This window comes from Tenacibaculum adriaticum (assembly GCF_008124875.1).
GTDB classification, from domain to species: Bacteria; Bacteroidota; Bacteroidia; order Flavobacteriales; family Flavobacteriaceae; genus Polaribacter; species Polaribacter adriaticus.
The window spans coordinates 1,128,139-1,152,566 of record NZ_VNIA01000001.1; the positions used below are offsets into that span (position 1 = coordinate 1,128,139).

At 31.2% G+C, this 24,428-nt stretch carries 23 protein-coding genes; 8 read left to right on the top strand and 15 right to left on the bottom strand.

Going from position 1 to position 24,428, the window contains the following annotated elements:
* Window positions 1-6: 6 nt before the first annotated feature.
* From C7447_RS05305 to C7447_RS05315, 3 genes are all read right to left on the bottom strand, one after another.
* Window positions 7-633: a hypothetical protein gene (locus C7447_RS05305; protein ID WP_148869444.1), complete on the bottom strand. Its 627-nt coding sequence runs from the start codon at window positions 631-633 to the stop codon at window positions 7-9.
* A 268-nt stretch (window positions 634-901) separates the two neighbouring features.
* Window positions 902-1,348 carry a KTSC domain-containing protein gene (locus tag C7447_RS05310; RefSeq protein ID WP_148869445.1) on the bottom strand — a complete coding sequence of 149 codons (447 nt, stop codon included), beginning with the start codon at window positions 1,346-1,348 and terminating at the stop codon, window positions 902-904.
* 186 nt (window positions 1,349-1,534) lie between these two features.
* The gene (locus C7447_RS05315; protein ID WP_148869446.1) at window positions 1,535-3,652 is read right to left on the bottom strand and encodes a carboxy terminal-processing peptidase; all 2,118 of its coding nucleotides are present in this window, start codon (window positions 3,650-3,652) and stop codon (window positions 1,535-1,537) included.
* A 270-nt stretch (window positions 3,653-3,922) separates the two neighbouring features.
* On the opposite strand from C7447_RS05315, the gene surE reads away from it, so the two are divergent.
* Genes surE through C7447_RS05340 form a run of 5 tightly spaced genes read left to right on the top strand, consistent with a single transcriptional unit; the run spans window position 3,923 to window position 7,132 of the window.
* Window positions 3,923-4,693: a 5'/3'-nucleotidase SurE gene (gene surE / locus C7447_RS05320; protein WP_148869447.1), complete on the top strand. Its 771-nt coding sequence runs from the start codon at window positions 3,923-3,925 to the stop codon at window positions 4,691-4,693.
* Entirely contained in the window at window positions 4,681-4,968 is a 288-nt protein-coding gene (locus tag C7447_RS05325) for a hypothetical protein (protein ID WP_148869448.1), read from the top strand. Before surE ends, C7447_RS05325 begins: the two co-directional genes overlap by 13 nt.
* A gap of 3 nt (window positions 4,969-4,971) precedes the next feature.
* Window positions 4,972-6,084, top strand: coding sequence for a lipid-A-disaccharide synthase (gene lpxB, locus C7447_RS05330; RefSeq protein WP_148869449.1), 1,113 nt, complete (start codon window positions 4,972-4,974; stop codon window positions 6,082-6,084).
* Window positions 6,085-6,087: 3 nt separating this feature from the next.
* Window positions 6,088-6,615 carry a C40 family peptidase gene (locus C7447_RS05335; protein WP_148869505.1) on the top strand — a complete coding sequence of 176 codons (528 nt, stop codon included), beginning with the start codon at window positions 6,088-6,090 and terminating at the stop codon, window positions 6,613-6,615.
* Between the two features lie 19 nt (window positions 6,616-6,634).
* Window positions 6,635-7,132 carry a C40 family peptidase gene (locus C7447_RS05340; RefSeq protein WP_148869450.1) on the top strand — a complete coding sequence of 166 codons (498 nt, stop codon included), beginning with the start codon at window positions 6,635-6,637 and terminating at the stop codon, window positions 7,130-7,132.
* 274 nt (window positions 7,133-7,406) lie between these two features.
* On the opposite strand, the gene C7447_RS05345 is transcribed toward C7447_RS05340, so the two are convergent.
* The 3 genes from C7447_RS05345 to C7447_RS05355 all read right to left on the bottom strand — a co-directional run bounded on the left by C7447_RS05345 (window position 7,407) and on the right by C7447_RS05355 (window position 10,454).
* Window positions 7,407-8,243, bottom strand: a complete 837-nt coding sequence (locus tag C7447_RS05345) for a sulfite exporter TauE/SafE family protein (protein ID WP_148869451.1) — start codon at window positions 8,241-8,243, stop codon at window positions 7,407-7,409.
* Window positions 8,244-8,351: 108 nt separating this feature from the next.
* Complete coding sequence (locus tag C7447_RS05350; protein WP_148869452.1) at window positions 8,352-9,380, bottom strand: methionine synthase; 1,029 nt, start codon at window positions 9,378-9,380, stop codon at window positions 8,352-8,354.
* A 27-nt stretch (window positions 9,381-9,407) separates the two neighbouring features.
* On the bottom strand, window positions 9,408-10,454 hold the full coding sequence (locus C7447_RS05355; protein WP_148869453.1) for a DUF1852 domain-containing protein: 1,047 nt from the start codon (window positions 10,452-10,454) through the stop codon (window positions 9,408-9,410).
* A 136-nt stretch (window positions 10,455-10,590) separates the two neighbouring features.
* On the opposite strand from C7447_RS05355, the gene C7447_RS05360 reads away from it, so the two are divergent.
* Window positions 10,591-11,076 (top strand): Lrp/AsnC family transcriptional regulator, encoded by a 486-nt coding sequence (locus tag C7447_RS05360; protein ID WP_148869454.1) that lies wholly within the window; start codon window positions 10,591-10,593, stop codon window positions 11,074-11,076.
* A gap of 272 nt (window positions 11,077-11,348) precedes the next feature.
* Here the strand turns inward: C7447_RS05360 and obgE are convergent, their stop codons facing one another.
* From obgE to secDF, 3 genes are all read right to left on the bottom strand, one after another.
* A complete protein-coding gene (gene obgE / locus C7447_RS05365; protein WP_148869455.1) occupies window positions 11,349-12,338 on the bottom strand; it encodes a GTPase ObgE in 990 nt (329 codons plus the stop codon).
* Between the two features lie 125 nt (window positions 12,339-12,463).
* Window positions 12,464-13,582: an adenylate kinase gene (locus tag C7447_RS05370; protein WP_148869456.1), complete on the bottom strand. Its 1,119-nt coding sequence runs from the start codon at window positions 13,580-13,582 to the stop codon at window positions 12,464-12,466.
* A gap of 80 nt (window positions 13,583-13,662) precedes the next feature.
* Window positions 13,663-16,635 carry a protein translocase subunit SecDF gene (secDF, locus tag C7447_RS05375; protein ID WP_148869457.1) on the bottom strand — a complete coding sequence of 991 codons (2,973 nt, stop codon included), beginning with the start codon at window positions 16,633-16,635 and terminating at the stop codon, window positions 13,663-13,665.
* Window positions 16,636-16,893: 258 nt separating this feature from the next.
* On the opposite strand from secDF, the gene C7447_RS05380 reads away from it, so the two are divergent.
* Complete coding sequence (locus tag C7447_RS05380; protein ID WP_148869458.1) at window positions 16,894-18,570, top strand: formate--tetrahydrofolate ligase; 1,677 nt, start codon at window positions 16,894-16,896, stop codon at window positions 18,568-18,570.
* A 17-nt stretch (window positions 18,571-18,587) separates the two neighbouring features.
* Window positions 18,588-19,016, top strand: a complete 429-nt coding sequence (locus tag C7447_RS05385) for an SRPBCC family protein (protein WP_148869459.1) — start codon at window positions 18,588-18,590, stop codon at window positions 19,014-19,016.
* A 228-nt stretch (window positions 19,017-19,244) separates the two neighbouring features.
* On the opposite strand, the gene C7447_RS05390 is transcribed toward C7447_RS05385, so the two are convergent.
* The 6 genes from C7447_RS05390 to thrS all read right to left on the bottom strand — a co-directional run bounded on the left by C7447_RS05390 (window position 19,245) and on the right by thrS (window position 24,002).
* Window positions 19,245-19,946: a YqjF family protein gene (locus C7447_RS05390; RefSeq protein WP_148869460.1), complete on the bottom strand. Its 702-nt coding sequence runs from the start codon at window positions 19,944-19,946 to the stop codon at window positions 19,245-19,247.
* A gap of 154 nt (window positions 19,947-20,100) precedes the next feature.
* Window positions 20,101-20,697 carry a hypothetical protein gene (locus tag C7447_RS05395; RefSeq protein WP_148869461.1) on the bottom strand — a complete coding sequence of 199 codons (597 nt, stop codon included), beginning with the start codon at window positions 20,695-20,697 and terminating at the stop codon, window positions 20,101-20,103.
* A gap of 77 nt (window positions 20,698-20,774) precedes the next feature.
* The gene (gene rplT, locus C7447_RS05400; RefSeq protein WP_148869462.1) at window positions 20,775-21,119 is read right to left on the bottom strand and encodes a 50S ribosomal protein L20; all 345 of its coding nucleotides are present in this window, start codon (window positions 21,117-21,119) and stop codon (window positions 20,775-20,777) included.
* A gap of 91 nt (window positions 21,120-21,210) precedes the next feature.
* Window positions 21,211-21,408: a 50S ribosomal protein L35 gene (gene rpmI, locus C7447_RS05405; RefSeq protein WP_148869463.1), complete on the bottom strand. Its 198-nt coding sequence runs from the start codon at window positions 21,406-21,408 to the stop codon at window positions 21,211-21,213.
* A gap of 53 nt (window positions 21,409-21,461) precedes the next feature.
* Window positions 21,462-21,980 carry a translation initiation factor IF-3 gene (gene infC, locus C7447_RS05410; protein WP_262712199.1) on the bottom strand — a complete coding sequence of 173 codons (519 nt, stop codon included), beginning with the start codon at window positions 21,978-21,980 and terminating at the stop codon, window positions 21,462-21,464.
* Window positions 21,981-22,046: 66 nt separating this feature from the next.
* On the bottom strand, window positions 22,047-24,002 hold the full coding sequence (gene thrS, locus C7447_RS05415) for a threonine--tRNA ligase (protein WP_148869465.1): 1,956 nt from the start codon (window positions 24,000-24,002) through the stop codon (window positions 22,047-22,049).
* Between the last annotated feature and the right edge of the window lie 426 nt (window positions 24,003-24,428).

The following is a 24,428-nucleotide window of genomic DNA, read 5'->3' on the forward strand; positions in this document are numbered from 1 at the left end:
TAGTTATTAGAGTGTTTCAAGCAATTCAAACACCGCTATGCGTTGCTTATTTAATGAATGAAATTTTAAGATCTCTTTTTGGTTTTTTAAATAATCATAAAAACCATGATTTAAAGAAAAATAATATATCGAAAATGAAACCTCATTATCAATTTTTAAAAAACTATTATTGGCATCAGCTATTAATTGATTTTTAAAATCAATTAACTTATTTCCTTTAAAATATTTGTTTTGAACTTGATTTTCAATTTCTTTCGTGTAAAAAGAAAATGGGAATGTATACTTATAAAAGACTAATTTTTTTTTAAAAAAATGTAATTCTATGTCTATTTTATAATTGCTTATTTTTGTTTTATAAAAAAGAATATCACAAAGGTTTAAGTTTTTTATAAATTTATAAGGGGTCCCAATTTCTTTTTTTGCAGTACTAATATCAGTTCCAAAAGAGATATTTGAAGAATGACTTATTCTTTCTGATGTTTTTATTATATCATTGGAGGATAAAAAATCCTCGTAAATGTTTATATAGCTATTTATATCTTTGTATTTCGAGATAGATTTAGTATAATAATAGTTGTTATAATATTTCTTACTATTTAGCAAGCCAAATAATTTTTTTTTTATTAGTAGCATATTTTTTTAGATTTTATGTCTTTAGAATAAGTGGTATTTGGTTGACATAAAAATACAATCCACAAGTTATATGTAAAAGAGTGTTTTAACCGTTTAACAAAAAGGGCTTTAACCTAATTTTTGTTATTTTGATTTATTCTGATAACAAAAAAAGACCCTTTTTAATGTAAAGGGCCTTTTTTATTATGTTATATATAGCTTTTATTTATACATTTTTTGAATTTTTATTAAATTTTGATCCAATCACTACCATTCAAAGTTTCATATTTTAAGCTTCTACTAAAGCCTTTTTTGACTTTCTGTAAAGAAAAGAATTAAAAATATTTCTTTTCCCAAAATTATTTATCGATTTACTATTTACGAACTTGTTAAAAAGTTTATGGTTTACTCCAAAATATTCGTATGTATTACCATCAGTAAAAGTAACTTCTAATAGCATGCTTTTATGATAAAAATCGGCAACTTGATACTGTGTAATTGTAGTAGCATATTCTTCTAAATTAGCTTCTTTAGTTTCTGGAGCGATGCTTACTAGAAAATGATAACCTTCAATAATTTTCTGACTTATCTCTCCGGCTTCTTCTTTTTTCTCTTCATCCTGAAATTTATCTGGATGCCATTCTTTTACAAGCCCTCTATAAGTTGTTTTTAATTCTTTTAAATCAATAGCTTTTTCTACTTTAAAAAGCTTTTTATATTCATTAATACGCTTCATGGTATTGTTTTCAAATTAGCGTGCAAAAGTACTGATATTAAATGAAATAAGTATGAATATTTTTACTTTTGATAATGAATAGGCCTGTTAGTGTATAAACCGAGAATTAATTAACAAAATTCAAAAATAAAAAAGATATTGGAAGTGAAAAACAATAAAAAAAGCGGCCATTTGGCCGCCTTTTTTTTAGTTCTTAACTATGTGATAGTTTTTATTCATTTTTAGTTCACTAAGCACATTTAAAGCTTCGTTCATATAAATGTCTTTCTTTAAATTTTTATGCCATGTTATACGTTTATCTTTTAAAACTGTATCTTTTTTAAATAAAGATAATTCGTATTTTGGAGATGTAAAGCTTAAATCAGATTCGTATTTAAAAATATCTTTAAACTTTTTACTCTCTTCTTTCCTATCATCATTTTCTTTTTTATAATCGTTATAATTTAAAGAATAAATATTGTCGTCCTGATTTTTCTTTAACCACTTTGCATATTCATTTATAGAGATAAATTTTTCATCTTTATTAATTCTTTGTTTGCTGTTATATACAACATCTGCAAAATTTAAATATGAGTTTGTTTTGGTATAATTTGCTTGTGGAACCTTATCCCAAGGCAATGCACCTTCTAGATCGCGTTCTCCATAATCCATATAGCTATAACGATCTGGCATAGCAATGTCTGAATACACACCTTCTATTTGTGTAGAGCCACCATTAATACGATAGAATTTCTGAATTGTCATTTTTAAGGCACCTAAATCTTCAGGATACTTTTTTACATAATAATTTAGTGGTAATACATTTTGAACAGTCCCTTTACCATAGGTTTGTTTACCGCCAATAATAACACCACGTCCATAATCTTGCATTGCTGCAGCAAAAATTTCTGAAGCTGAAGCTGACATTTCATTTACCATAATTACCAAAGGTCCTTTCCATTGCGTTTTAGGGTCTGTATCATTTTTAACATTAGCAGGTTCATCTCTATACTTTACTTGTACAATAGGACCTTTGTCGATAAATAATCCGCCAATTTCGATAGCTGTTTTTAAAGAGCCTCCACCATTATTACGTAAATCAATAATTAAGCCTTCAACTTTTTCTGCCTTTAAACGAGCAATTTCTCTCTCCATATCACTGGTAGCATTTCGTTTGTTTACATCGTTAAAATCGATATAGAACTTGGGTAAATTAATAACTCCATAGAATTTACCATCTTTCTTTACAATACTAGATTTTACAAAGGTTTCTTCCAATTCAACTACATCGCGAATTATGGGAATTACAACGGTAGATCCGTCTAGTTTTTTCTTAACTGTTAAACGAACTTCTGTTCCTTTTTTACCTTTAATAAATTTAATAGCATCGTCTAAACGCATTCCTACAATATCTAAAGGTTCTGCTTCCCCTTGAGCAACTTCTAAAATGATATCTCCTGGTTCAAGTTCTCCTTGTTTCCATGCTGGACCACCAGAAATTAATTCAACAATTTTGGTGTAAATACCATCCTTTTGTAAACGTGCTCCAATTCCTTCTAATTTCCCAGACATGTCTTGATCAAAACGTGTTTTAATACGTGGAGACATATAGGTTGTATGTGGGTCAAAACTACTTACAACACTATTTAAAAAAGTAGAATACCAATCAGAATTTTCTAATTCATCTATACGCATGTATAAATCATTCATGTTTTTTAACACGGCTGTACGAGCTTCAAATTCTAAAGTTTCAAAGTTTTTTATTTTAAAAGTAGGATCTTTTTTAAGCTTTTCTTCTTGTTGTTCATCAGCCTCTTGAATTCTACTTAAAACTTGTAGTTTTAATTGTTGACGCCAATAATCTAACAATTCATTTTCGTTTTTAGCAAACGGAACTTTTTTATAATCTAAATCGATGACTTCTTTTTTTGTGTAATCGAAAGGTTGTAGCAAGAAATTTTTATAAGTGATTTTAGCAGTTTGAAGTTTTTCTAAAAATCGACCATATACCAATTTATAAAAATCAATATTAGACTCTTGTAATTGGTTATCAATTTCATATTTGTATTGTGAAAATTCCGTTAAATCTTCTTGTGTAAAATAACGTTTACTAGGATCTAAACTAGTAATAAAATCATTGTATACGTGTTCAGAAAAATCATCATTTAGTTCTTTTTGAACATAATGGCCACGAGTCAAAATATTTTTTAAAACGTAGATAATAACTTTATCCTTTTCTGGATCTTCTTGAGGCAAAGGAGTTGCATTTACTAAATTACCGAATAGTAATACGGTTAATAGTGAGGTGAAAAATTTCGTCTTCATAAATCGTCAGTCGTTTAAAATTACTGTTATTTACAGCTATACTGCTAAGCTACTAAAATAATGCCAATTTTGTTTTAGTTAATTTATTTTTATATAGAATACTTAAAAAAATAAGTGTTCATATAATTTTATAGTAATAGTTAAGTAGTTGTAGTTTTTAACTATACAAGTTTACGCAGAATCATAAAGCTTTTGTCTTTACAAAATGTTAAAAAGAACCCCCATATTTTTACCTTATATTTGTTTCTATATTTTTATTTCAAAAGAACAATGCGAGAAAAGCCTTTAATCTTAGTAACCAATGATGACGGAATTACCGCACCTGGTATACGTATGTTAATTAAAATAATGAATACAATTGGAGATGTTGTAGTGGTAGCTCCCGATAATCCACAAAGTGGAATGGGGCATGCAATAACTGTAAATAATGTATTGCATTGTGATCCTACAACGGTTGATGATGGACCTCAATTAGAGTATAGTTGCTCAGGAACACCTGCCGATTGCGTAAAAATGGCAAAAAATGAAATTTTAAATAAAACACCAGATTTATGTGTTTCAGGAATTAACCATGGAGCAAATTCATCTATCAATGTAATTTATTCGGGGACAATGAGTGCTGCTGTAGAAGCAGGCATTGAAGGAATTCCTGCCATTGGTTTTTCATTGTTAGATTATGAGTGGAATGCAAACTTTAACGAGTGCAAAGAGTTTGTAAAGAAAATTGCTTTAAATGTGTTACTAAACGGATTACCAGACGGTGTTGTTTTAAATGTAAATATACCGAATCTTAAAAAAGAAGAAATTAAAGGGGTAAAAGTTTGTAGACAAGCTAATGGGAATTGGAAAGAAGATTTCGACAAACGTAAAAGTCCGTTCGGGAAAGAATATTATTGGCTTTCGGGTGAATTTGTAAATAAAGATAAAGGACAAGATACAGATATTTGGGCTTTAGAAAATGGTTATATTTCTTTAGTACCTGTTCAATTTGATATGACTGCGCATCATGCAATTCAAAAATTAAATACATGGGATTTATAAAAAAAGAAATACTCATAGGTGTTTTAGTGTCATTTTTTGCTACTTTTTGTGGCATGTTTATTTACTTAGAATATATTTCTCGTTTTGGCTTTTATGAAACCATAGAAATGATTAGAGAAAGTGGTATGTTGGGTTCGGTTATTGCATTAGCTACGATACCTAATCTTTTTGTCTTTTTTATTTTCTTACGAAAAAATCAAGAACATAGGGCTCGAGGTGTTTTAATAGCGACCATTTTTACAGCTTTAGTTACTTTTATTATAAAGTTTTTTTAATAGATGAAATATTACATAATTGCTGGAGAAGCTTCGGGTGATTTACATGGGGCTAATTTGATGAAAGCCTTGTATAATGAAGATACTAATGCTGATATCCGATTTTGGGGTGGAGACTTAATGCAGGAAGTAGGAGGTACTTTGGTAAGTCATTACAAAGAACGAGCTTTTATGGGGTTTGTAGAAGTGTTATTTAACCTTCGTAAAATCTCAGGTTTTATATCTTTTTGTAAAAAAGATATTGCTGAGTTTAATCCAGACGTTATTATTTTTATTGATAATTCAGGATTTAATCTTCGAATTGCAAAATGGGCAAAACAAGAAGGATATAAAACGCATTACTATATTTCTCCTCAGGTTTGGGCAAGTAGAGCGAGTCGTGTAAAAGATATTAAGAGAGATATTGATGAAATGTATGTAATTCTTCCTTTTGAAGAGGATTTTTACAAAAAGTATGATTATGATGTCCATTTTGTAGGGCATCCGTTAATAGATGGAATAGAAGGTAGAACTCAAGTAAGTGAAAAGAACTTTAGAAAAGAGCATAATTTAGGTGATAAAGATATTATAGCATTACTTCCAGGAAGTAGAAAACAAGAAATTACGAAAATGCTATCGGTAATGTTGTCGTTGGTAAATGATTTTCCTCAATACCAATTTGTAGTTGCTGGTGCGCCAAGTCAAACAAAAGAGTTTTACCATCAGTTTATTAGAAATAATAATGTAAAATTTATCAATAATAAAACCTATGATTTGCTGAGTATTTCACATGCAGCTTTGGTGGCTTCAGGTACGGCAACTCTAGAAGCAGCGTTGTTTAAAGTACCACAAGTAGTGTGTTATAAAGGAAGTTGGATTTCGTATCAAATTGCAAAACGTATTATTACGTTAAAATTTATATCTTTAGTAAACCTAATTATGGATAAAGAGGTTGTTACAGAATTAATTCAGGATGATTTTAATAAGAAAAAATTAAAACAAGAGCTTACCAAAATCTTAGATACTGATTATAGAAAGCAATTATTTTTAAATTATTTTGAATTAGAACAAAAATTAGGTGGTAAAGGTGCTTCAAAAAAAACAGCTAAATTAATTGTAAACGGAGCAAAAAATTAAATGATGATTAAAAAATTACTACTTTTTATTTTTTCAATAACATTGATGTCTTGTGGATCTTCAAAAAAAATAACCACTTCACAAAATAGTATTAATGCTAATAGAACTATTGCCAGTCGAAGTACAACGGAGTATTCTACAGAAGTTTCTATTGCAGATAAAATTGTTTGGACAGCGGTTACTTATAAAGGGATTCCTTATAAATATGGAGGGACAAATCGTTCAGGAATGGATTGTTCAGGACTAATTTATACTTCTTTTAAAAAACGTGATGTTAACATTCCTCGCACTTCACGCCTAATGTATAATGATGGCTTTCCAATTAAATTGAAAGAAGTGAAAAGAGGTGATTTGTTGTTTTTTAGAACTTCTAAATCTAGAAATAAAGTTAATCATGTTGGGTTAGTCACTTCTGTAGATGGTAATGATATTAAGTTTATCCATTCAACATCCTCACGAGGAGTAATTGTTACTTCTCTAAACGAAACATATTGGAATAGAGCTTTTATAAAAGCAAAGAGGGTTTTATAAATATACTTGAAATCTGTTTATGATAAAAAAAATACCTTTATTCTTCATTGTTTTTGTCATTATATTACTTTATTCTTTTATCAATGAAAGTGCTAATTCGGATGGCTCAAAAGAAAATGTTAAAAAAGAAAACCCATTAGTCACTAAAGTTATATCAACCGCTATTTCATATAATAAGGTGCCATATAAATATGGAGGAACAACACGTGTAGGGATGGATTGTTCAGGTCTTGTTTATACTTCATTTAAAGAAATAAACAGAAAGCTACCAAGGTCTTCTAAAAATATGAGTAAAGAAGGTGAAGCCGTATTATTATCAGAGGTACAAATAGGGGATTTGTTGTTTTTTGATATTGCTAAATTTGAAGGAGAAATTAATCATGTAGGTTTGGTGACTTCTATAGATAATGGTGAAGTTTTTTTTATTCATGCTACAACTTTTCGTGGAGTAATTATAACATCAATAAACGAACCGTATTGGAATAAAGCTTTTGTAAAAGCAAAGAGGGTTTTGTAGAAATTTCGCTATCGGTTTCGGCTATGATTAGTACGGGAATAAATAAGCGATTAATTTCTAATTAAGTATTTAGCCAAAACTTTTCATTTTTAAAGCTAAATCAAAAGATTTGGCGTACATTATAAAAAGATACTAAACTTTGGATTAAACACTAAACCCCATATTAATTATAGTCTTCCTTGTTGTGCTTAGTTATTATTTTCAATTATCTTGGTAATATACGTCGATGTATTTAATATTTATATTATTTTTTTTAAGTTAATAATTAGGGTAGTTAAATTATAAAAACGTCAGAATTTAACACTAACCTAAACCCTACAATTAGCAACAATACTGCAAATGCTTTTTTCAATGTTGATGCAGGTAATTTGTGTGTAATTTTTGCTCCGATACGAGCGGTGAAAAAGCTAGCTATACTCACACAAGTAAATGCGTAAATGTGGACAAACCCCAATACGCCACTAGGTAATGCTTCTTTTACACTGGCATCAACAAATTGGCCAAAAGCAAGAAATCCAACAGCACCAGCACCAGCGATAGGTAAGCCGCAAGCAGCTGATGTACCCACAGCATTTTGAATTTTTAAACCATAATAACTCAATATCGGAACGGTTAATGTGCCTCCGCCAATACCAAAAATAGCAGAAATAATACCTATAAAACCTCCCAGTCCAGTTTGTCCAACAGGCGATGGTAGTTTACTAAAGTCGTTTTCTACCAAAGATTTGTTTTTCATAAACAACATTTTTAATCCAACCAGAAAGGCACCTATACCAATTATTGCCTGAAGTGAATTGCCGTGAATAACAGATGCAACACCTGCACCAATCAATGAACCGATTACCAATCCTGGAGCCATACGTTTCCATACACTCCAATTTATGGCTCCTTTATTATTGTGTGCACGAAGTGAACTAATAGACGTAATGATTATAGTTGCAAGAGATGTACCTATGCCAATATGTGTAAGTGCAGCTTCTGGAACGCTTTGTGCTTCAAAAATGTAAATTAATGCTGGTACAATTATCATACCGCCACCAATACCAAACAAGCCTGCAAGTAAGCCAGCGAAAGCACCAGCAGCGATATAGTAAAGAATAAATATATCCATAAGTAAATTGTTTTTTTATAGGTTTATTAGTTTTTAGTTATCTATTTGGTGAGGTAACGGGTTTAAAATGAGTGTCTAACGTGAAAATTTTTAATTAATTACATCTGTTCAAGTTGCAATTTCTTTGCGTATAATTTCTGCTCCTTCACTTAAAGCACTTAATTTGCCTCTTGCTACATTTCGAGATAAAGGAGCCATACCACAGTTTGTGCAAGGGTAAAGATTTTCGATATCTACAAACTCAAGAGCTTTACGCAGCGTATCAGCTACTTCTTCGGGTGTTTCAATCCTATTGGTTGCCACATCTATTGCACCGACCATTACTTTTTTTCCACGAATGAGCTCAATTAAATCAATAGGTACACTAGAACCGTGACATTCTAATGACACCATATCAATATTAGAATTTTGAATTTTCGGAAAAATTTCTTCGTATTGTCGCCACTCAGAACCCAATGTCTTTTTCCAATCATTATTGGCTTTTATTCCATAACCGTAACAAATATGAACCGAAGTTTCGCAGTTTAAACCTTCAATAGCTTTTTCCAATGTAGCTATTCCCCAATCGTTTACTTCTTCAAAAAAAACATTAAATGCAGGTTCATCAAACTGGATAATATCTACTCCTGCATCTTGCAGTTCTCTTGCTTCTTCATTGAGTGCTTTCGCAAATTCCCAAGCTAATTTTTCTCGGCTTTTGTAATGGTTGTCGTATAATGTGTCTACCATTGTCATCGGTCCTGGTAATGCCCATTTTATAGGCTTATTAGTCTGTTTACGTAAAAATTTGGCATCTTCCACAAAAACAGCCTTTTGACGTGCAACCTCATCTACAACCACAGGAACACTGGCTTCATAACGGTCACGAATTTTTACGATTTTACGATTTTCAAAATCTACACCACTTAAATGTTCTATAAAAGTTGTTACAAAATGTTGACGTGTTTGCTCACCATCACAGATGATGTCAAGCCCTGATAATTGCTGTTCTTGTAAAGAAATACGCAATGCATCTTGTTTTCCTTCAGATAATTTATCACCTTCTAATTTCCATGGAGACCAAAGTTTTTCGGGTGTTGACAACCAAGTAGGTTTAGGTAAACTGCCAACAATTGATGTTGGTAATAGTTTTTTCATAATAATTAATGTTTTATTTTATATATATTAAACAGAGAAACTAGAAGACCACTGTTCTAGAAAACTTTTGTAAGGCTTGATGAAATGTTCCTCAGCAAATTTTCCTTGCTCAACTCCTAACTTAGTTCGTTCTTCTCTGTCGTATGAAATCTTTGTTAGAGAATAGTCTTGATTTTTTAAACTAGGATTATAACAAAGTCCTGCGACAACATTAGCGTTATAAATTTCAGGTCTATAAATTTTTTGAAAGGTTTCCATTGTGCTAATGGTACTAATTAATTCAAGATTAGTATAATCAGATAATAAATCACCAAAGAAATAAAATGCCAAAGGAGCAACACTATTAGGTGGTATAAAATAACGAACTTGTAAGCCCATTTTATCAAAATACTCTTCTGTTAAAGAAGACTTGTTGCTTTTGTATTCAAAGCCTAATATAGGATGATGATTTCCTGTACGATGATATGTTTTGTTGCTTGATACACTTAAACATATAACAGGTGGTTTTGAAAATTGTTCTTTGTAAGTTTCTGAATTTACAAAACACTTAAATATATTGCCGTGTAATTCACCAAAATTATCTGGAATACTAAAGCTGTCTTTATTTTTATTATGTTTTGATAGCAAAATACTAAAATCATAATCACGCACATAAGAGGAAAAGTTATTGCCAACTATACCTTCAATCCGTTTACCAGTTTTATGGTCGTTTATATGTGTTTTTAAAATCTCAATTGATGGAAATGTTGTGCCAGTATCATCAATATCTATATCAACAGAAATAATTTCTAATTCAACGGAATATCTATCGTGATTAGGATTGTCCCATTTCGCCAAGTTATTAAAACGATTATTAATCATTTGAATAGTATTGCGTAAGTTTTCTTGACGATTCATTCCTCTTGCCAAGTTAGCAAAGTTGGTTGTTTTACGTGTACTGTTGGACGGAATATAGTTTTCGTTAAAATAATTACTCTTTATTATGAATACAAAATCATTCTTGATTGTATTCTGAGGGCGTTCAATTACCTTCTTTTCGTTTGTCCCTAAATTTTTTAATACGACCGATTTCATCTGATGAAAATTTGTAGTTTTTATGTCTTACAAATTTGAAAATAAAAGAGGAATTAATTAAATAATAGTTAAAAATTAGATAATTAATCTTTTTAATGTATTTTTGAAGATAATTAATCTTTTTGAGAATATAAAAATGAAAAAAACAGATAATTATTCTTTAGAACACTTAGATATGATTGATTTGAAGTTGCTTACAATACTTCAAAAAGATGCTAAATTAACTACTAAAGAAATAGCGACTCGTGTAAATTTATCTCCTACACCTGTATATGAAAGAATTAGACGACTCGAAAAAGAAGGTCTAATAGAAAAGTACACAGCTATTGTAAATGCTGAAAAAGTTGGTAAACAATTAACAGTATTTTGTAATATCACTTTAAAGGAACACACTAAAGAAATAGGAAATAAATTTGTAAGAGATATAGTTTCACTTAAAGATGTAGTTGAATGCTACAATATTTCGGGCGATTATGATTTTTTATTAAAAATTATGGTTGAAGATATGAAACATTATCAATCTTTTGTGATTAATGAGTTAGGCTCTGTAAAAAATATTGGAAGTGCACATAGTACTTTTGTTATTGGGGTAATAAAACATAGCTATGCTGTGCCGATATAAATTTTAATACCCTATAGAATAATTATCTGCTTTAAATTTAAGAAACATAAGCCATTGGTTTTTGATGTTAGCTTATAAATTCAATTATGAAAACTACAAAACCTTGTTTTACCCAAGATTTTTTTAGGTAATTAAGCACAACGATTAAGGATATGTATTGTTTTAATAAGGTATATCCACCGATAGCGAATTTAACTTAAATTGATTTAAGAATCAAACTAAAAAAGCAACCTCATTTGAGATTGCTTTTTAAAATTATATTATAATAGAGCTTAGTTTAACATTCCCCAAAGCTTGTCTTTCAACTCCATTAAACCAATTTGTGCTACTGATGAAATAAATACGGTTTCAATTCCTTCGGGAAGATCTTGTTTTATTTCTTCTTGAAGTTCTTCATCTAACATATCACATTTAGAAATTGCTAGCAAACGTTGTTTGTCTAACAATTCTGGGTTGTGTTTACGAAGCTCATTTAATAAAATATCGTATTCTTTTTTAATGTCTTCACTATCTGCAGGAACCATAAAGAGTAGGGCAGAGTTACGTTCAATATGACGTAAAAAGTGATGTCCAAGACCTTTTCCTTCAGCAGCACCCTCAATAATTCCAGGAATATCTGCCACTACAAAACTTTTATGATTACGATATTCTACAATCCCTAAATTAGGTTTTAAAGTTGTAAATGCATAATCTGCAATTTTGGGTTTTGCTGCAGTAATCACTGATAATAAAGTTGATTTTCCTGCATTAGGGAAACCTACTAAACCAACATCGGCTAATAATTTTAATTCTATACGATACCAACCATCTTTACCTTCAATACCAGGTTGTGCATAACGAGGTGTTTGATTGGTAGATGATTTAAAATGCCAGTTACCAAGACCACCTTTACCACCTTCTAATAAAATAACATCTTCTCCATCTTCGGTAATTTCAAATAAAATCTCATCAGTATCTGCATCGCGGACAATAGTTCCTAGAGGTACTGGTACTATAATATCTTCAGCATCGCTACCACTACTTCGGCTACTACCACCATCTCCTCCTTGCTCTGCTCTAAAATGACGCTTGAATTTTAAATGGAAAAGTGTCCACATATTTTTATCGCCACGAATAATTACGTGACCACCACGACCTCCATCACCACCATCAGGACCTCCTTTGGAAATGAATTTTTCTCGGTGTAAGTGTGCAGAACCTCGTCCGCCCTTACCCGAAGAAGCGTAGATTTTTATGTAGTCGACAAAATTTCCTTCAGTCATTTTTATGTGTTTATTTTTTCTGGTTACACAGAATTCAAATTTTTATAATTGTTACTCCAAACAAAGTGAAAGAATCTTTTAAGAGATTACTTCCTCTTTGTTGTTTCTCGGAACGACACTTATAATTATAGTTTATCAAAAACTTCTGATAAACGTTTAGTAATATCTTCTATAGAACCTACTCCGTTTACTCCGAAATAATTCCCTTGAGCTTCGTAAAAGTCTTTTAAAACAGCTGTTTTAGTATTGTATTCGTTAAAACGGTTACGAATTTTACTTTCATCTGTATCATCCGAACGACCACTTGTTTTTCCTCTTTCTAACAAACGTTCTACTAATAAATCTTCTGGCACCTCTAAAGCCACCATACCATTAATGCGTTCTCCTTTTTCAGCTAAAAAAGTATCTAAAGCTTCTGCTTGAGATTGAGTACGTGGAAAACCATCAAAAATGAATCCTTTAGCAGCTGCATTTTTATTTACTTCTTCTTGTAACATATTAATAGTAACTTCATCAGGAACTAAATCTCCTGCATCCATATACGATTTTGCAAGCATACCTAATTCTGTTTCGTTTTTAATGTTGTAACGAAATACATCTCCTGTAGAAATGTGAACTAAATTATATTTCTCTTTTAATAAAGTTGCTTGTGTTCCTTTACCAGCTCCTGGAGGGCCAAATAATACAATGTTTGTCATTTTAGGTTGTGTTGTTAATTGATAAATAGAAGGTAAATTTCTTCCTAAACCGTCGTAATCTAATCCGTAACCAACAATAAACTTGTCGTCTATACTTTTTCCAATATATCCTATTGGTAACTCTTTGCGATATACATCGGGTTTAAAGAAAAGTGTTACTATTTTAAGTTCTTTTAAATTTTGATGGCGGAAGATTTCATAAATTTCATGTAAAGTTTTACCAGTATCTATAACATCTTCTAAAATAACAACAGTTCTACCTGTTAAATCTTCATTAACACCAATCAGTTTTTTTATATTTTCTGATGAAGAAGTACCTTCGTAAGAGGCTAACTTTACGAAAGATATTTCACAATTACCGTTATATTCTCGAATAAAATCCGCAGCAAAGACGAAACATCCGTTAAGAATACCTATAAACATAGGAACTTCATCAGCAGGTAAATCTTTTCTTACTTGCTGTGCTAATGTTTTAACTATTTGTTGAATTTCTTTCGCAGAAATAAATTCTTTAAAATATAAATCGTTAAGTTTTGTAATTTTCATCAGACTGTAAATATAATCATTAAATGAAAAAACCGTCTTGATTGTTTCTCAAAACGGTTTTAAAATATATAATATTTAAATTATTTTTTATTGTTCTCTTCTGTTTTAGACGTATCAAACATTACTGGAGTTGCTACGAATAAAGATGAATAAGTACCAACAATTACCCCCACGATTAACGCAAACATAAATCCTTTAATACTATCTCCACCAAAGAAGAAGATTGCTAACATTACTAATAAAGTAGTTAACGATGTGTTAATCGTTCTACCTAAAGTAGTGTTTAATGCTTTGTTTACTAAATTAGCAGTGATTGATTTTTTACCTTCTGTAAACTCTCTAATTCTATCAAAAATCACTACGGTATCATTTAATGAGTATCCAACTACTGTTAAGATGGCTGCAATAAAAGATTGATCAATTTCCATATCAAATGGCATAAACTTATATAAGATAGAGAATACTCCTAATACAACTAATACATCATGGAATACTGCTACTACCGCACCGATAGAATAAGACATTTTTCTAAAACGTAATAAAATATATAAGAAAACCACGATTAATGAACCAATAACTGCCCATAATGCAGATTTCTTAATATCATCTGCAATCGTTGGCTCTACTTTCATATAGCTCATTATTCCGCTACCCGCTTTTTCAAAACCAGGTTTAAAGTCTTCATAAGAAGTAGTACCTAAGTATGATTTTAATCCGTTGTATAACGTGTTTTGAACTTGATCATCAATTTCTCTACCTTCTTCATCAATTTTATAAACTGTTGTTATTTTTAATTGATTATCTGCTCCATAAGTTTTAACCTCTGGTGCAGTACCGAAAGCATCTTTTAACGTAGAAGCAACTTCAGTAGCACTCATTGGTTGATCAAAACGAACAACATAAGAACGCCCACCTTTAAAGTCAACCCCTTGTTTTAATCCAATAGATAAAATAGAGATTAGACCTGCTAAAATGATTCCTCCAGAAATAAAGTAAGCTACTCTACGCTTGCTTAAAAATTCAAAGCTTAAATTATTAAACCATTTTTTAGAAAGATTAGTATTAAATGTTAAGTTGGTTCCTCTTGCAATAGCCCCATCTACGAATAAACGAGTAATAAAAATGGCTGTAAATAAAGAAGTAGCAATACCAATCATTAATGTTAAAGCAAAACCTTTAATTGGTCCTGTTCCAAAAACGTATAAGATAACACCTGTTAATAAAGTGGTAATGTTTGCATCGATAATTGCAGATAATGCTCCTTTAATACTAAATCCTTCAGTAACTGAAGTAAGTAAGCTTTTTCCTTCAGTAATACCTTCTTTAATTCTTTCGAAGATGATTACGTTAGCATCTACCGACATACCAATTGTTAAGATAATACCTGCAATACCAGGTAATGTTAAAACAGAATTGAATGATGCTAACACACCAAAAATGAATAAGATGTTTACAACTAATGCAATATTAGCAAATAAACCAGCTTTTCCATAGTATAAAATCATCCATCCTAAAACTAATAAAATAGCTAATCCGAAAGACCACATACTTGCGTTAATAGATTCTTGACCTAAAGATGGTCCTACTACTTCTGCTTGAATAATACGAGCAGGAGCAGGTAGTTTACCAGCTTTTAATACTGTTGAAATATCTTGTGCTTCAGTTACCGTCATAGAACCTCCAGAAATTTGAGTGCTTCCTCCAGTAATTGCTCCGTTTACAACGGGTGCTGTATACACATAATCATCTAAAACAACAGCCACGAACTTACCTACGTTTTCGCCTGTCATTTTAGCCCATTTTTTTGTCCCTGTACCGTTCATTAACATAGAAACAACAGGCTTGCTTAATTGGTCATAATCTTGTTTAGCATCAGCAATAACATCTCCTTCAATAGGAGCTTCATCATTTCTGTTAGATTTAATAGCATACAAACCTATAACCTCGGTTGTTTTATCAGCACTCAATTGTGCTTTGTAGTCCCATAAGAACTTAGTATATTTTAAATTATTTGGTAATAAAGCACGAACTTCTTTATTTGCTAGTAAGCTATTTACCATTGCAGTATCAGCAACCTTAGCTTGCGCTACTAAAGAGCTAACTTGTTGTTGGCTTTGAGCTACATTAGGATATAAATAGGTAAATAAATTTTTTTCTTGACTTACTTTTGTAGAATCTGCAGATTCTCCTAATAAATCATCAATACTTTCAGTTTTTGTTGGGTCTTTAGCTTGTGTAGTTGCTGAGTCATCTTTTAATAATTCGGCCACTTTAGCATTAGCTTCAAAGAAAAAGTTTTGAACTTCAGCATTAGAATAAACTTCCCAAAACTGTAATTCGGCAGTGCTTTGTAATAATTTTTGAACACGCTCTATATCTTTAGCACCTGGTAATTCAACTTGAATTCTACCAGAAGTACCAATACGTTGAATACTTGGTTGTACAACTCCAAACTTGTCAATACGGCTACGTAATACCTCAAAAGCAGTATTAATAGAAGTATTTATTTCTTCTTGTAAAGTAATTTTTACTTCACTGTTAGTTTTGTTAAAGTCAATTTTATCACGTAATAACTTAGTACCAAAAATTGATGGATCACTTAATTTAACAGAACCTTTACTTAATTCTTCAAACTTATCATAAAATAAATCTAAATAATTATCTTGACTCTCTTTTTGTGCCTCATCAGCTTTTGCTAAAGCTTCGTTAAATACAGCGTTTTTAGAATTGTTAGACAATCCAATTAAGATATCTTTTACAGATACTTGTAAAATTGCATTAATACCACCTTTTAAATCAAGACCCAAGTTCATTTCCTTGTCCTTAATATCATTGTAAGTAAATCCTGCAATTACTTCTTTATTAGCAACACTGTCTAAGTATTTTCTTTCAAAATTAGCAAGTTCTCTACCATTGTTATCGGTAACGTTTGCTTTCGCATACACTTTTGCCTCGTCTTCAACTTTGTTAGCGAAAAAAGTAAATGATAATTGAAATAAACTCACTAATCCGAAAAGGATTGCAAATAATTTAATAAGTCCTTTGTTTTGCATCTTTTATAATTTAAATCGACTTGTTTTTTTAAAACGTGCAAATATAGTATAACAAACAAGAAAACCCAATTTTTTATTGTATTTCTCATAATAAAAGGCACGTTATAAAATGTTTAATTTATGTATAAATTACTCTCACTCTATTTTATTTATATTTACTCGTATTTTTTTAAATTATAAAAAATACAGCCTGAGAGAGTGGAAGTAAAATTACGAATGTTATAGCTTAAACTATACAAACAAATTAATAAATATAAAATGTCACATAAATCAGATATTGAAATTGCACAAGCAAAGCAACTTAAGCATATTAAAAAAATTGCAAAAAAGCTTGAAGTAGATGAAGATGATATAGAAATGTATGGAAAGTATAAAGCTAAATTACCACTATATTTAATAGATGATGAAAAAGCAAAAAACAACAATTTAGTTTTAGTTACTGCATTAACACCAACACCAGCAGGTGAGGGGAAAACAACAACTTCTATCGGACTTACAGAAGGGCTGAATAAAATAGGAAAACAAGCCACGGTTGTATTAAGAGAACCATCACTTGGACCTGTTTTTGGAATTAAAGGAGGTGCTGCAGGAGGGGGATACTCTCAAGTAGTCCCTATGGAAGATATCAACTTACACTTTACTGGAGATTTTAATGCAATTGAAAAAGCAAATAATTTATTATCGGCTTTGATTGACAATAATTTACAAAGTAGAACCAATAATTTAAATATTGATCCACGTACTATTTTGTGGAAACGTGTTATTGATATGAACGATCGTTCTTTACGCCAAATTACCATTGGTTTAGGAGGCACTGCAAACGGAATTCCCCGTGAAGATGGGTTCAATATTACACCAGCATCTGAAGTTATGGCTATTTTGTGCATGGCAACTTCTTTAAGTGATTTAAAAGAACGATTGGGAAATATTTTTATTGGTTTTACTTTTCAAAACAAACCTGTTTTTGCACGCGATTTAAAAGCGCAAGATGCCATGGCAATCTTATTAAAAGACGCAATTAAGCCAAACTTAGTGCAAACGTTAGAGGAAAACCCAGCGATTATTCATGGAGGCCCATTTGCAAATATTGCTCAAGGAACTAATACAATTATTGCTACTAAAATGGGATTGTCATTGTCTAATTATGTTGTTACGGAAGCTGGTTTTGGAGCAGATTTAGGTGCTGAAAAATTCTTAAATATTAAATCTCAGTATGCTGGTTTAAACCCAAAATGTGTGGTGCTGGTAGCCACGATTAGAGCATTGCGTCATCATGGAGGTTCACCAAAAGAAGAATACAATTCTCCTAATTTAGAACGTGTTAAAAACGGATTTAAAAATTTAGAAAAACATATAGAAAACATTCAAAAATTTAATATTCAACCTGTGGTGGCAGTAAATGCGTTTACCTCGGATACAAAAGAGGAAATAGGTTTTGTAATTGCTAAATGTGCGAGCATAGGAGTGCAAGCTGTATTGGCAGAAGGTTGGGCAAAAGGAGGGAACGGAATGACAGATTTAGCTGCAGCAGTTGTAGATGTGGTGGAAAATAAAGCAACTGTTTTTAAACCATTATACAATTGGAAATCTCCTGTAGTAGAAAAAATAGAAAAAATAGCTAAAGAAATTTACGGAGCGGTTGCTGTCGATTTTGATAATAAAGCAAAATTAAATCTACGACGAATAGACCGATTAGGATTTAATGATTTTGCTATTTGTATGGCGAAAACACAAAAATCATTTTCAGATAATGAAAAATTAATAGGAAGGCCTGAAGGTTTTACGGTAACGGTTCGTGAAATTGAGATTGCAGCAGGAGCACAGTTTATCATTCCTATTTTAGGAAAAATGATGCGTATGCCTGGGTTACCAGCAGTTCCTGCATCTGAAAATATGACGATAGATAATAATGGAGTAATCTCAGGATTGTCATAAAACATTACAATATAAAAATGAATCCAATTATAGTTAAGAGAATAATTAACCAACCTATTGGCAAAGTTTGGAATGCAATTACAGACTTAGATCAAATGGTACAATGGTTTTTTGAAAATATACCAGACTTTAAAGCCGAAGTAGGTTTTGTAACGGAGTTTAAGGTAAAATCTAAAACTAGAGATTTTTTACATTTGTGGAAAATTGTTGAAGTTATTCCTAATCAAAAAATAAAATACGATTGGCGATATCCTGATTATTATGGCGGAAGTTCTTTTGTAACTTTTGAATTAATATCTGAAGGAAATAATAAAACGGAATTAATAATTACTGCGAAAGGAATTGAAAACTTTCCACAAGAGATTCCAGAATTTTCTAGAGAGAGTTGTAGAGGAGGATGGGAGTATTTTTCTAATCGATTGAAAAACTTTTTAGAGAATGATTAACAAGAAAATTTAAGTTTTAAAGTTTGAATTTTTTGTTGGGCTTATAATTTTAGGTATCGTTTATGTATAAGAATAGTTGCGGTTTTGTGTGTGAGGATTTTCCGCAGGAAAATCAGACGTAACAAAATCGTAACGATCTTTGATTATAAGCACAATGTAGCAATTAGTTTTATATGGTGTTTTTTTGCTCAGTTCTTTGTTGTAGCCAGTTTTTATTTTTTTATTCTTTCACCAAGTAATAACTTTGACTCCTTTCGAGTATTGGGTTTTGTTCGGTTCATTATTAATTAGTTTGTCAAATCTTTGATAATTCAATTCTACTTTTTTTAATTCAATTTCATTAATTGGCCATTCCAAATGATGAATTTCAAATTCGTTAATTGAATTCTTGGAATCTTGGAAAAGAGCATATCTTTCAGTCAGCCATTTATCCAATTCCGTTTTTTCGTTAATTTCTTTTCCAATAGTGAATTCTATATTCAATTTGTCATCAAATTCCGAATTGTTTGAATTGTATTGATTTTTTGTCCGTTTAATATTTGAATAACGATATGGTAATTCCGAAATTCCTTTCGCTATTTTACAAGATGCTAATTTTCCTCCTTCAATACTTAAAAAGTAAACTCCCGTTTTATTATTAGACTTTACATAAGTTCGAATATTAATTTCGTCAAAATCCGAAATCGGTGGAAAGGAAGGTAGGTTTTTAGGCCTAATTTTTTCCATTGTAAATGCAACAACAGAAATCCAAGATTTTCCCTCAAAAAGGTCAATTTCTAATTCTTTTGGCACAAATTTTTTCAATTCGGTCAAGTCAACTTGATAATGAAGAAATATTGTATTATTCCACTCTTGATAAAATTTCCAACTGTCAGTCGGAATCCCCCAAGGTCTGTGTTTTGTTGTATTTAATATTTCTCGGATTGTCATTTTTAAAATTGGCTGCAACAGGTGAAAGAATATTCAATCTGTTTTAATTACGGATATTCACCGATAGCGAAGTTATCAGAAATTAATTTAAGAATCAAACTAAAAAAGCAATCTCAGTAGAGATTGCTTTTTTAGTTTTTATATTAAGATGAAATTAAACGCCACGTTGTTTGTTAATTTCATCTTGTAATTGTCTGCGTAATTTCTGCTCTTTCTCTATGGCTTTTTTACGATGTACTTCAAACTCTTGTTCAATAACCGCTAAATTCTTTTTAGCTTCATTGGTAAGTATATTACTGTTTTTAAATTTAAATAGAAAGAAAAACATTCCTGCTAAAAGACCAAGAATAATTCCCCAAAGTAAAGTATTGTATACAGCTTTATTTAACTGCATACCGAAAAGAGAAATAGCATCTTCTTTAGAAATAGCAATAGATAAGTCTTCGTTTAGTTTCGAAATATTATCGTTTAAAGAAATAATTGTAGAGGCTTGTTGGTTAATGCTTTCTTGTTTAGAAAGCACATCTTTTTTTATGATGGAAACACTATCTAAAATATTTTTTTGAAAGTTTAAAAAGTTTACTCTTTTAATCATTTTATATTCCTGCCAATTACTAGCATTTTTATAAACTTTTAAAAACTGATTCTCTATCGTATTTGGTAATGAGTCTAATTGTTGTTTAGATAAATTAGTTTGAGCTATAACTGAGGTACTAAATAATAGAACGATTAGTAATTTAAAAAACTTCATTAGTATGTAATTTTGTTAAGGTTTAAAAAAACCCAAACGAAAAGTTTGGGTTTTTAGTATAAGCAAGGTTATTAAACTTATTTTACTGTATCTACAACTGCCTTAAAAGCTTCTGGGTTGTTCATCGCTAAATCTGCTAAAACCTTACGGTTTAATTCGATGTTGTTAGCTTTTACTTTACCCATAAACTGTGAATAAGACATTCCGTACTGACGTGCTCCTGCGTTAATACGCTGAATCCATAAAGAACGGAAGTTTCTCTTATTGTTTTTACGGTCACGGTATGCATAAAGCATTCCTTTTTCAACCGCATTTTTTGCTACTGTGTAAACGTTTTTACGACGTCCAAAGTAACCTTTTGCTGCCTTCAAGATTTTTTTTCTTCTTCTTCTTGAGGCTACTGAATTTACTGATCTTGGCATAATTCAAATTGTTTTTGTAGTAGGCGGCTTATTTAAAAGCACTTTTTTGAGCCCAACTCCATGGTTAATAATTAAATTCCCTAGCGAACTATTATTTTAATAATAATTGTTGCTTAATGTTTGCTTCATCAGACTTGTGTACTAATGCAGCATGTGTTAATGCAAGCTTACGTTTTTTAGACTTCTTTGTTAAGATGTGACTTTTAAACGCGTGCTTTCTTTTAATTTTTCCAGTACCAGTTAACTTAAAACGTTTCTTGGCGCTAGATTTGGTTTTCATTTTAGGCATCTTCTTGCTTTCGTTTTTATCTTGCTTATTATTGTGAGTTACAAATTTGTAACCTATTTTACTTTTTTAGGAGCAATAAACATAATCATACGTTTACCCTCAAGTTTTGGCATTTGCTCTACCTTACCATATTCTTCTAACTCTTGCGCTAGTTTTAATAATAAGATTTGTCCTTGCTCTTTAAAGATGATCGAACGTCCTTTAAAGAATACATATGCTTTTAACTTAGCACCATCTTGTAAAAACTTAATGGCGTGCTTCTTTTTAAATTCATAATCATGTTCATCAGTTTGAGGTCCAAAACGTATCTCTTTAACGATAACTTTGGTTGCTTTCGATTTTAATACTTTTTCACGTTTCTTTTGCTCATACATGAACTTTTTGTAATCAATAATCTTACAAACAGGGGGTACAGCTTTTGGCGAAATTTCCACTAAATCCAATTCCTGTTCAATGGCCATTTCCTTAGCTTTTGCTAATGGGTATACACCAACTTCTACGTTGTCTCCAACCAAACGAACTTCGTCAACAAATCTAATTTTGTCGTTAATTCTGTGTTGATCTTCTTTGATTACTCTTAATGGTCTTTTCGACCTTTTTCTTCTAATTGCTATGACTTATAAATTTAAAATTATTATCTAATTGTTTGTTGTGTTAAAAGGAACCAACGTTTTGTAAATTTCATTCTGTATTAGAGAAATAAATTCTTCAATAGTAAATGTTCCTAAATCACCTTCACCGTGTTTTCTTACAGAAACCGTGCCGTCTTGCTCTTCTTTTTCTCCAACGATCACCATAAACGGAATTTTGTTTACTTCTGCATCACGTATTTTTCTTCCGGTCTTCTCATTTCTATCATCAACGAGGGCGCGAATTTCGGAATTTTCTAGCAAAGTTAAAACTTTTTTAGTATATATTTCGTATTTCTCACTGATTGGCAGTATAATAACCTGCTCTGGTGTTAACCAAAGAGGAAAATTACCTCCTGTATGCTCTAATAATACTGCAATAAAGCGCTCCATAGATCCAAAAGGAGCTCTATGAATCATTACAGGTCGGTGTAATTCGTTATCACTACCTTTATAATTTAAGTCAAAACGTTCTGGTAAGTTATAATCAACTTGAATAGTTCCCAACTGCCAACTTCTTCCTAAAGCGTCTTTCACCATAAAATCTAACTTTGGGCCGTAAAAAGCTGCTTCGCCAGCCTCAATTACGTAATCTAAGCCTTTGTCTTTTGCAGCGTTTATAATTGCTTGTTCTGCTTTTTCCCAGTTTTCAACCGAACCAATGTATTTATCAGGATTTTCTAAATCTCTAACAGATACCTGTGCAGTAAAGTTTTCAAAACCTAAAGATCCAAATACATATAATACAAGATCGATTACATTTTTAAACTCACTGTCTAATTGATCGGGTGTACAGAAAATATGTGCATCATCTTGTGTAAATCCGCGTACACGTGTTAAACCGTGTAATTCTCCACTTTGCTCGTAACGATAAACAGTTCCGAATTCTGCAAAACGTTTAGGTAATTCTTTATATGAATAAGGTTTATGGTTATATACTTCACAGTGATGTGGGCAGTTCATCGGTTTTAATAAAAACTCTTCATCTTCTTTCGGAGTTTTAATTGGTTGAAAACTATCTTCACCATATTTAGCATAATGACCGGAAGTAACATATAATTCTTTCTGACCAATATGTGGTGTCATTACCATTTCGTAACCAGCTTTTTTTTGAGCAACTTTTAAGAAATCTTCTAAACGACCACGTAAAGCAGCTCCTTTAGGTAGCCATAATGGTAAACCTTGACCTACTTTTTGAGAGAAAGTAAACAATTCTAATTCCTTTCCAAGCTTTCTATGGTCACGTTTCTTAGCTTCTTCTAATAACTCTAAATATTCGGTTAACATTTTTTGCTTCGGAAAAGAGATTCCGTATACACGAGTCAACTGATTGTTTTTTTCGTCACCGCGCCAATAAGCACCCGCAACGTTCATTATTTTTATAGCTTTAATAATTCCTGTGTTAGGAATATGTCCTCCACGGCATAAATCAGTAAAATTGCTATGATCGCAAAAAGTAATATCCCCGTCTTCTAATCCTTCAATCAGCTCAACTTTATATTCGTTGTTTTGAGATTTGTAATAAGCTAGTGCATCTGCTTTAGAAACAGAACGCATTTTAAACTCTGCTTTTTCACGTGCACGGTCTAAAAATTTCTTTTCAATATTAGAAAAGTCTTTTTCAGATAAAACATCTTCACCAAAATCAACATCATAATAGAACCCGTTTTCAATAGCAGGGCCAATAGTTAATTTAGCATTCGGATAAAAATCTAAAATCGCTTGCGCTAATACATGGGCAGATGAATGCCAAAATGCTTTTTTACCTTCTTTATTATCAAACGTAAATAAAGTCAAAGAACCATCAGTGGTTAATGGGGTAGAGGTTTCTACAGTTGTTCCATTAAAGTTTGCTGAAATAACGTTTCTTGCTAAACCTTCACTAATGCTTTTTGCAACATCTATAGGAGTAGAGTTGCTCTCAAATTCTTTAACGCTTCCGTCTGGTAATGTAATTTTAATCATTCTATAGTTTTTAGTATTTCCTTACAATTGGAAATTTCGAAGCACAAAGATATTGTAAAACCCGATTTTGTACAATATATATAGGTATAATAAATTTTGTTTTTTTGGGGCGTGTCACAAAAGTTTATTTCACTCACGTTTCATAAACGTATTTGTGTCGGGCTTTTCGCACTCGCTTTTTGTTCGTTCCTCTTAAAAGAGCTCAGACAAATGCTACAATCCCTCACGCGAACATTACCTTATAGTTGTTTTGAGGTCGTGATTAACATATGTTATATTGTGTATAAGGTTTAAAACACTTTATATAATATAGTGTTATTAGAGTGAGTTTGTATCAAACCTTATAGTTTCGGATAGGAGGTATGTATAAGTAGAGAAATTTGCAAAAAACTTTCGAGTGCAAATGACTTAAAACAAGGGTATTAA

Excerpts from the sequence above, each read along its gene's own strand:
- C7447_RS05305 (WP_148869444.1), bottom strand. The coding sequence starts at position 633 with ATGCTACTAATAAAAAAAAAATTATTTGGCTTGCTAAATAGTAAGAAA.
- C7447_RS05310 (WP_148869445.1), bottom strand. The coding sequence starts at position 1,348 with ATGAAGCGTATTAATGAATATAAAAAGCTTTTTAAAGTAGAAAAAGCT.
- C7447_RS05315 (WP_148869446.1), bottom strand. The coding sequence starts at position 3,652 with ATGAAGACGAAATTTTTCACCTCACTATTAACCGTATTACTATTCGGT.
- surE (WP_148869447.1), top strand. The coding sequence starts at position 3,923 with ATGCGAGAAAAGCCTTTAATCTTAGTAACCAATGATGACGGAATTACC.
- C7447_RS05325 (WP_148869448.1), top strand. The coding sequence starts at position 4,681 with ATGGGATTTATAAAAAAAGAAATACTCATAGGTGTTTTAGTGTCATTT.
- lpxB (WP_148869449.1), top strand. The coding sequence starts at position 4,972 with ATGAAATATTACATAATTGCTGGAGAAGCTTCGGGTGATTTACATGGG.
- C7447_RS05335 (WP_148869505.1), top strand. The coding sequence starts at position 6,088 with ATGATTAAAAAATTACTACTTTTTATTTTTTCAATAACATTGATGTCT.
- C7447_RS05340 (WP_148869450.1), top strand. The coding sequence starts at position 6,635 with ATGATAAAAAAAATACCTTTATTCTTCATTGTTTTTGTCATTATATTA.
- C7447_RS05345 (WP_148869451.1), bottom strand. The coding sequence starts at position 8,243 with ATGGATATATTTATTCTTTACTATATCGCTGCTGGTGCTTTCGCTGGC.
- C7447_RS05350 (WP_148869452.1), bottom strand. The coding sequence starts at position 9,380 with ATGAAAAAACTATTACCAACATCAATTGTTGGCAGTTTACCTAAACCT.
- C7447_RS05355 (WP_148869453.1), bottom strand. The coding sequence starts at position 10,454 with ATGAAATCGGTCGTATTAAAAAATTTAGGGACAAACGAAAAGAAGGTA.
- C7447_RS05360 (WP_148869454.1), top strand. The coding sequence starts at position 10,591 with ATGAAAAAAACAGATAATTATTCTTTAGAACACTTAGATATGATTGAT.
- obgE (WP_148869455.1), bottom strand. The coding sequence starts at position 12,338 with ATGACTGAAGGAAATTTTGTCGACTACATAAAAATCTACGCTTCTTCG.
- C7447_RS05370 (WP_148869456.1), bottom strand. The coding sequence starts at position 13,582 with ATGAAAATTACAAAACTTAACGATTTATATTTTAAAGAATTTATTTCT.
- secDF (WP_148869457.1), bottom strand. The coding sequence starts at position 16,635 with ATGCAAAACAAAGGACTTATTAAATTATTTGCAATCCTTTTCGGATTA.
- C7447_RS05380 (WP_148869458.1), top strand. The coding sequence starts at position 16,894 with ATGTCACATAAATCAGATATTGAAATTGCACAAGCAAAGCAACTTAAG.
- C7447_RS05385 (WP_148869459.1), top strand. The coding sequence starts at position 18,588 with ATGAATCCAATTATAGTTAAGAGAATAATTAACCAACCTATTGGCAAA.
- C7447_RS05390 (WP_148869460.1), bottom strand. The coding sequence starts at position 19,946 with ATGACAATCCGAGAAATATTAAATACAACAAAACACAGACCTTGGGGG.
- C7447_RS05395 (WP_148869461.1), bottom strand. The coding sequence starts at position 20,697 with ATGAAGTTTTTTAAATTACTAATCGTTCTATTATTTAGTACCTCAGTT.
- rplT (WP_148869462.1), bottom strand. The coding sequence starts at position 21,119 with ATGCCAAGATCAGTAAATTCAGTAGCCTCAAGAAGAAGAAGAAAAAAA.
- rpmI (WP_148869463.1), bottom strand. The coding sequence starts at position 21,408 with ATGCCTAAAATGAAAACCAAATCTAGCGCCAAGAAACGTTTTAAGTTA.
- thrS (WP_148869465.1), bottom strand. The coding sequence starts at position 24,002 with ATGATTAAAATTACATTACCAGACGGAAGCGTTAAAGAATTTGAGAGC.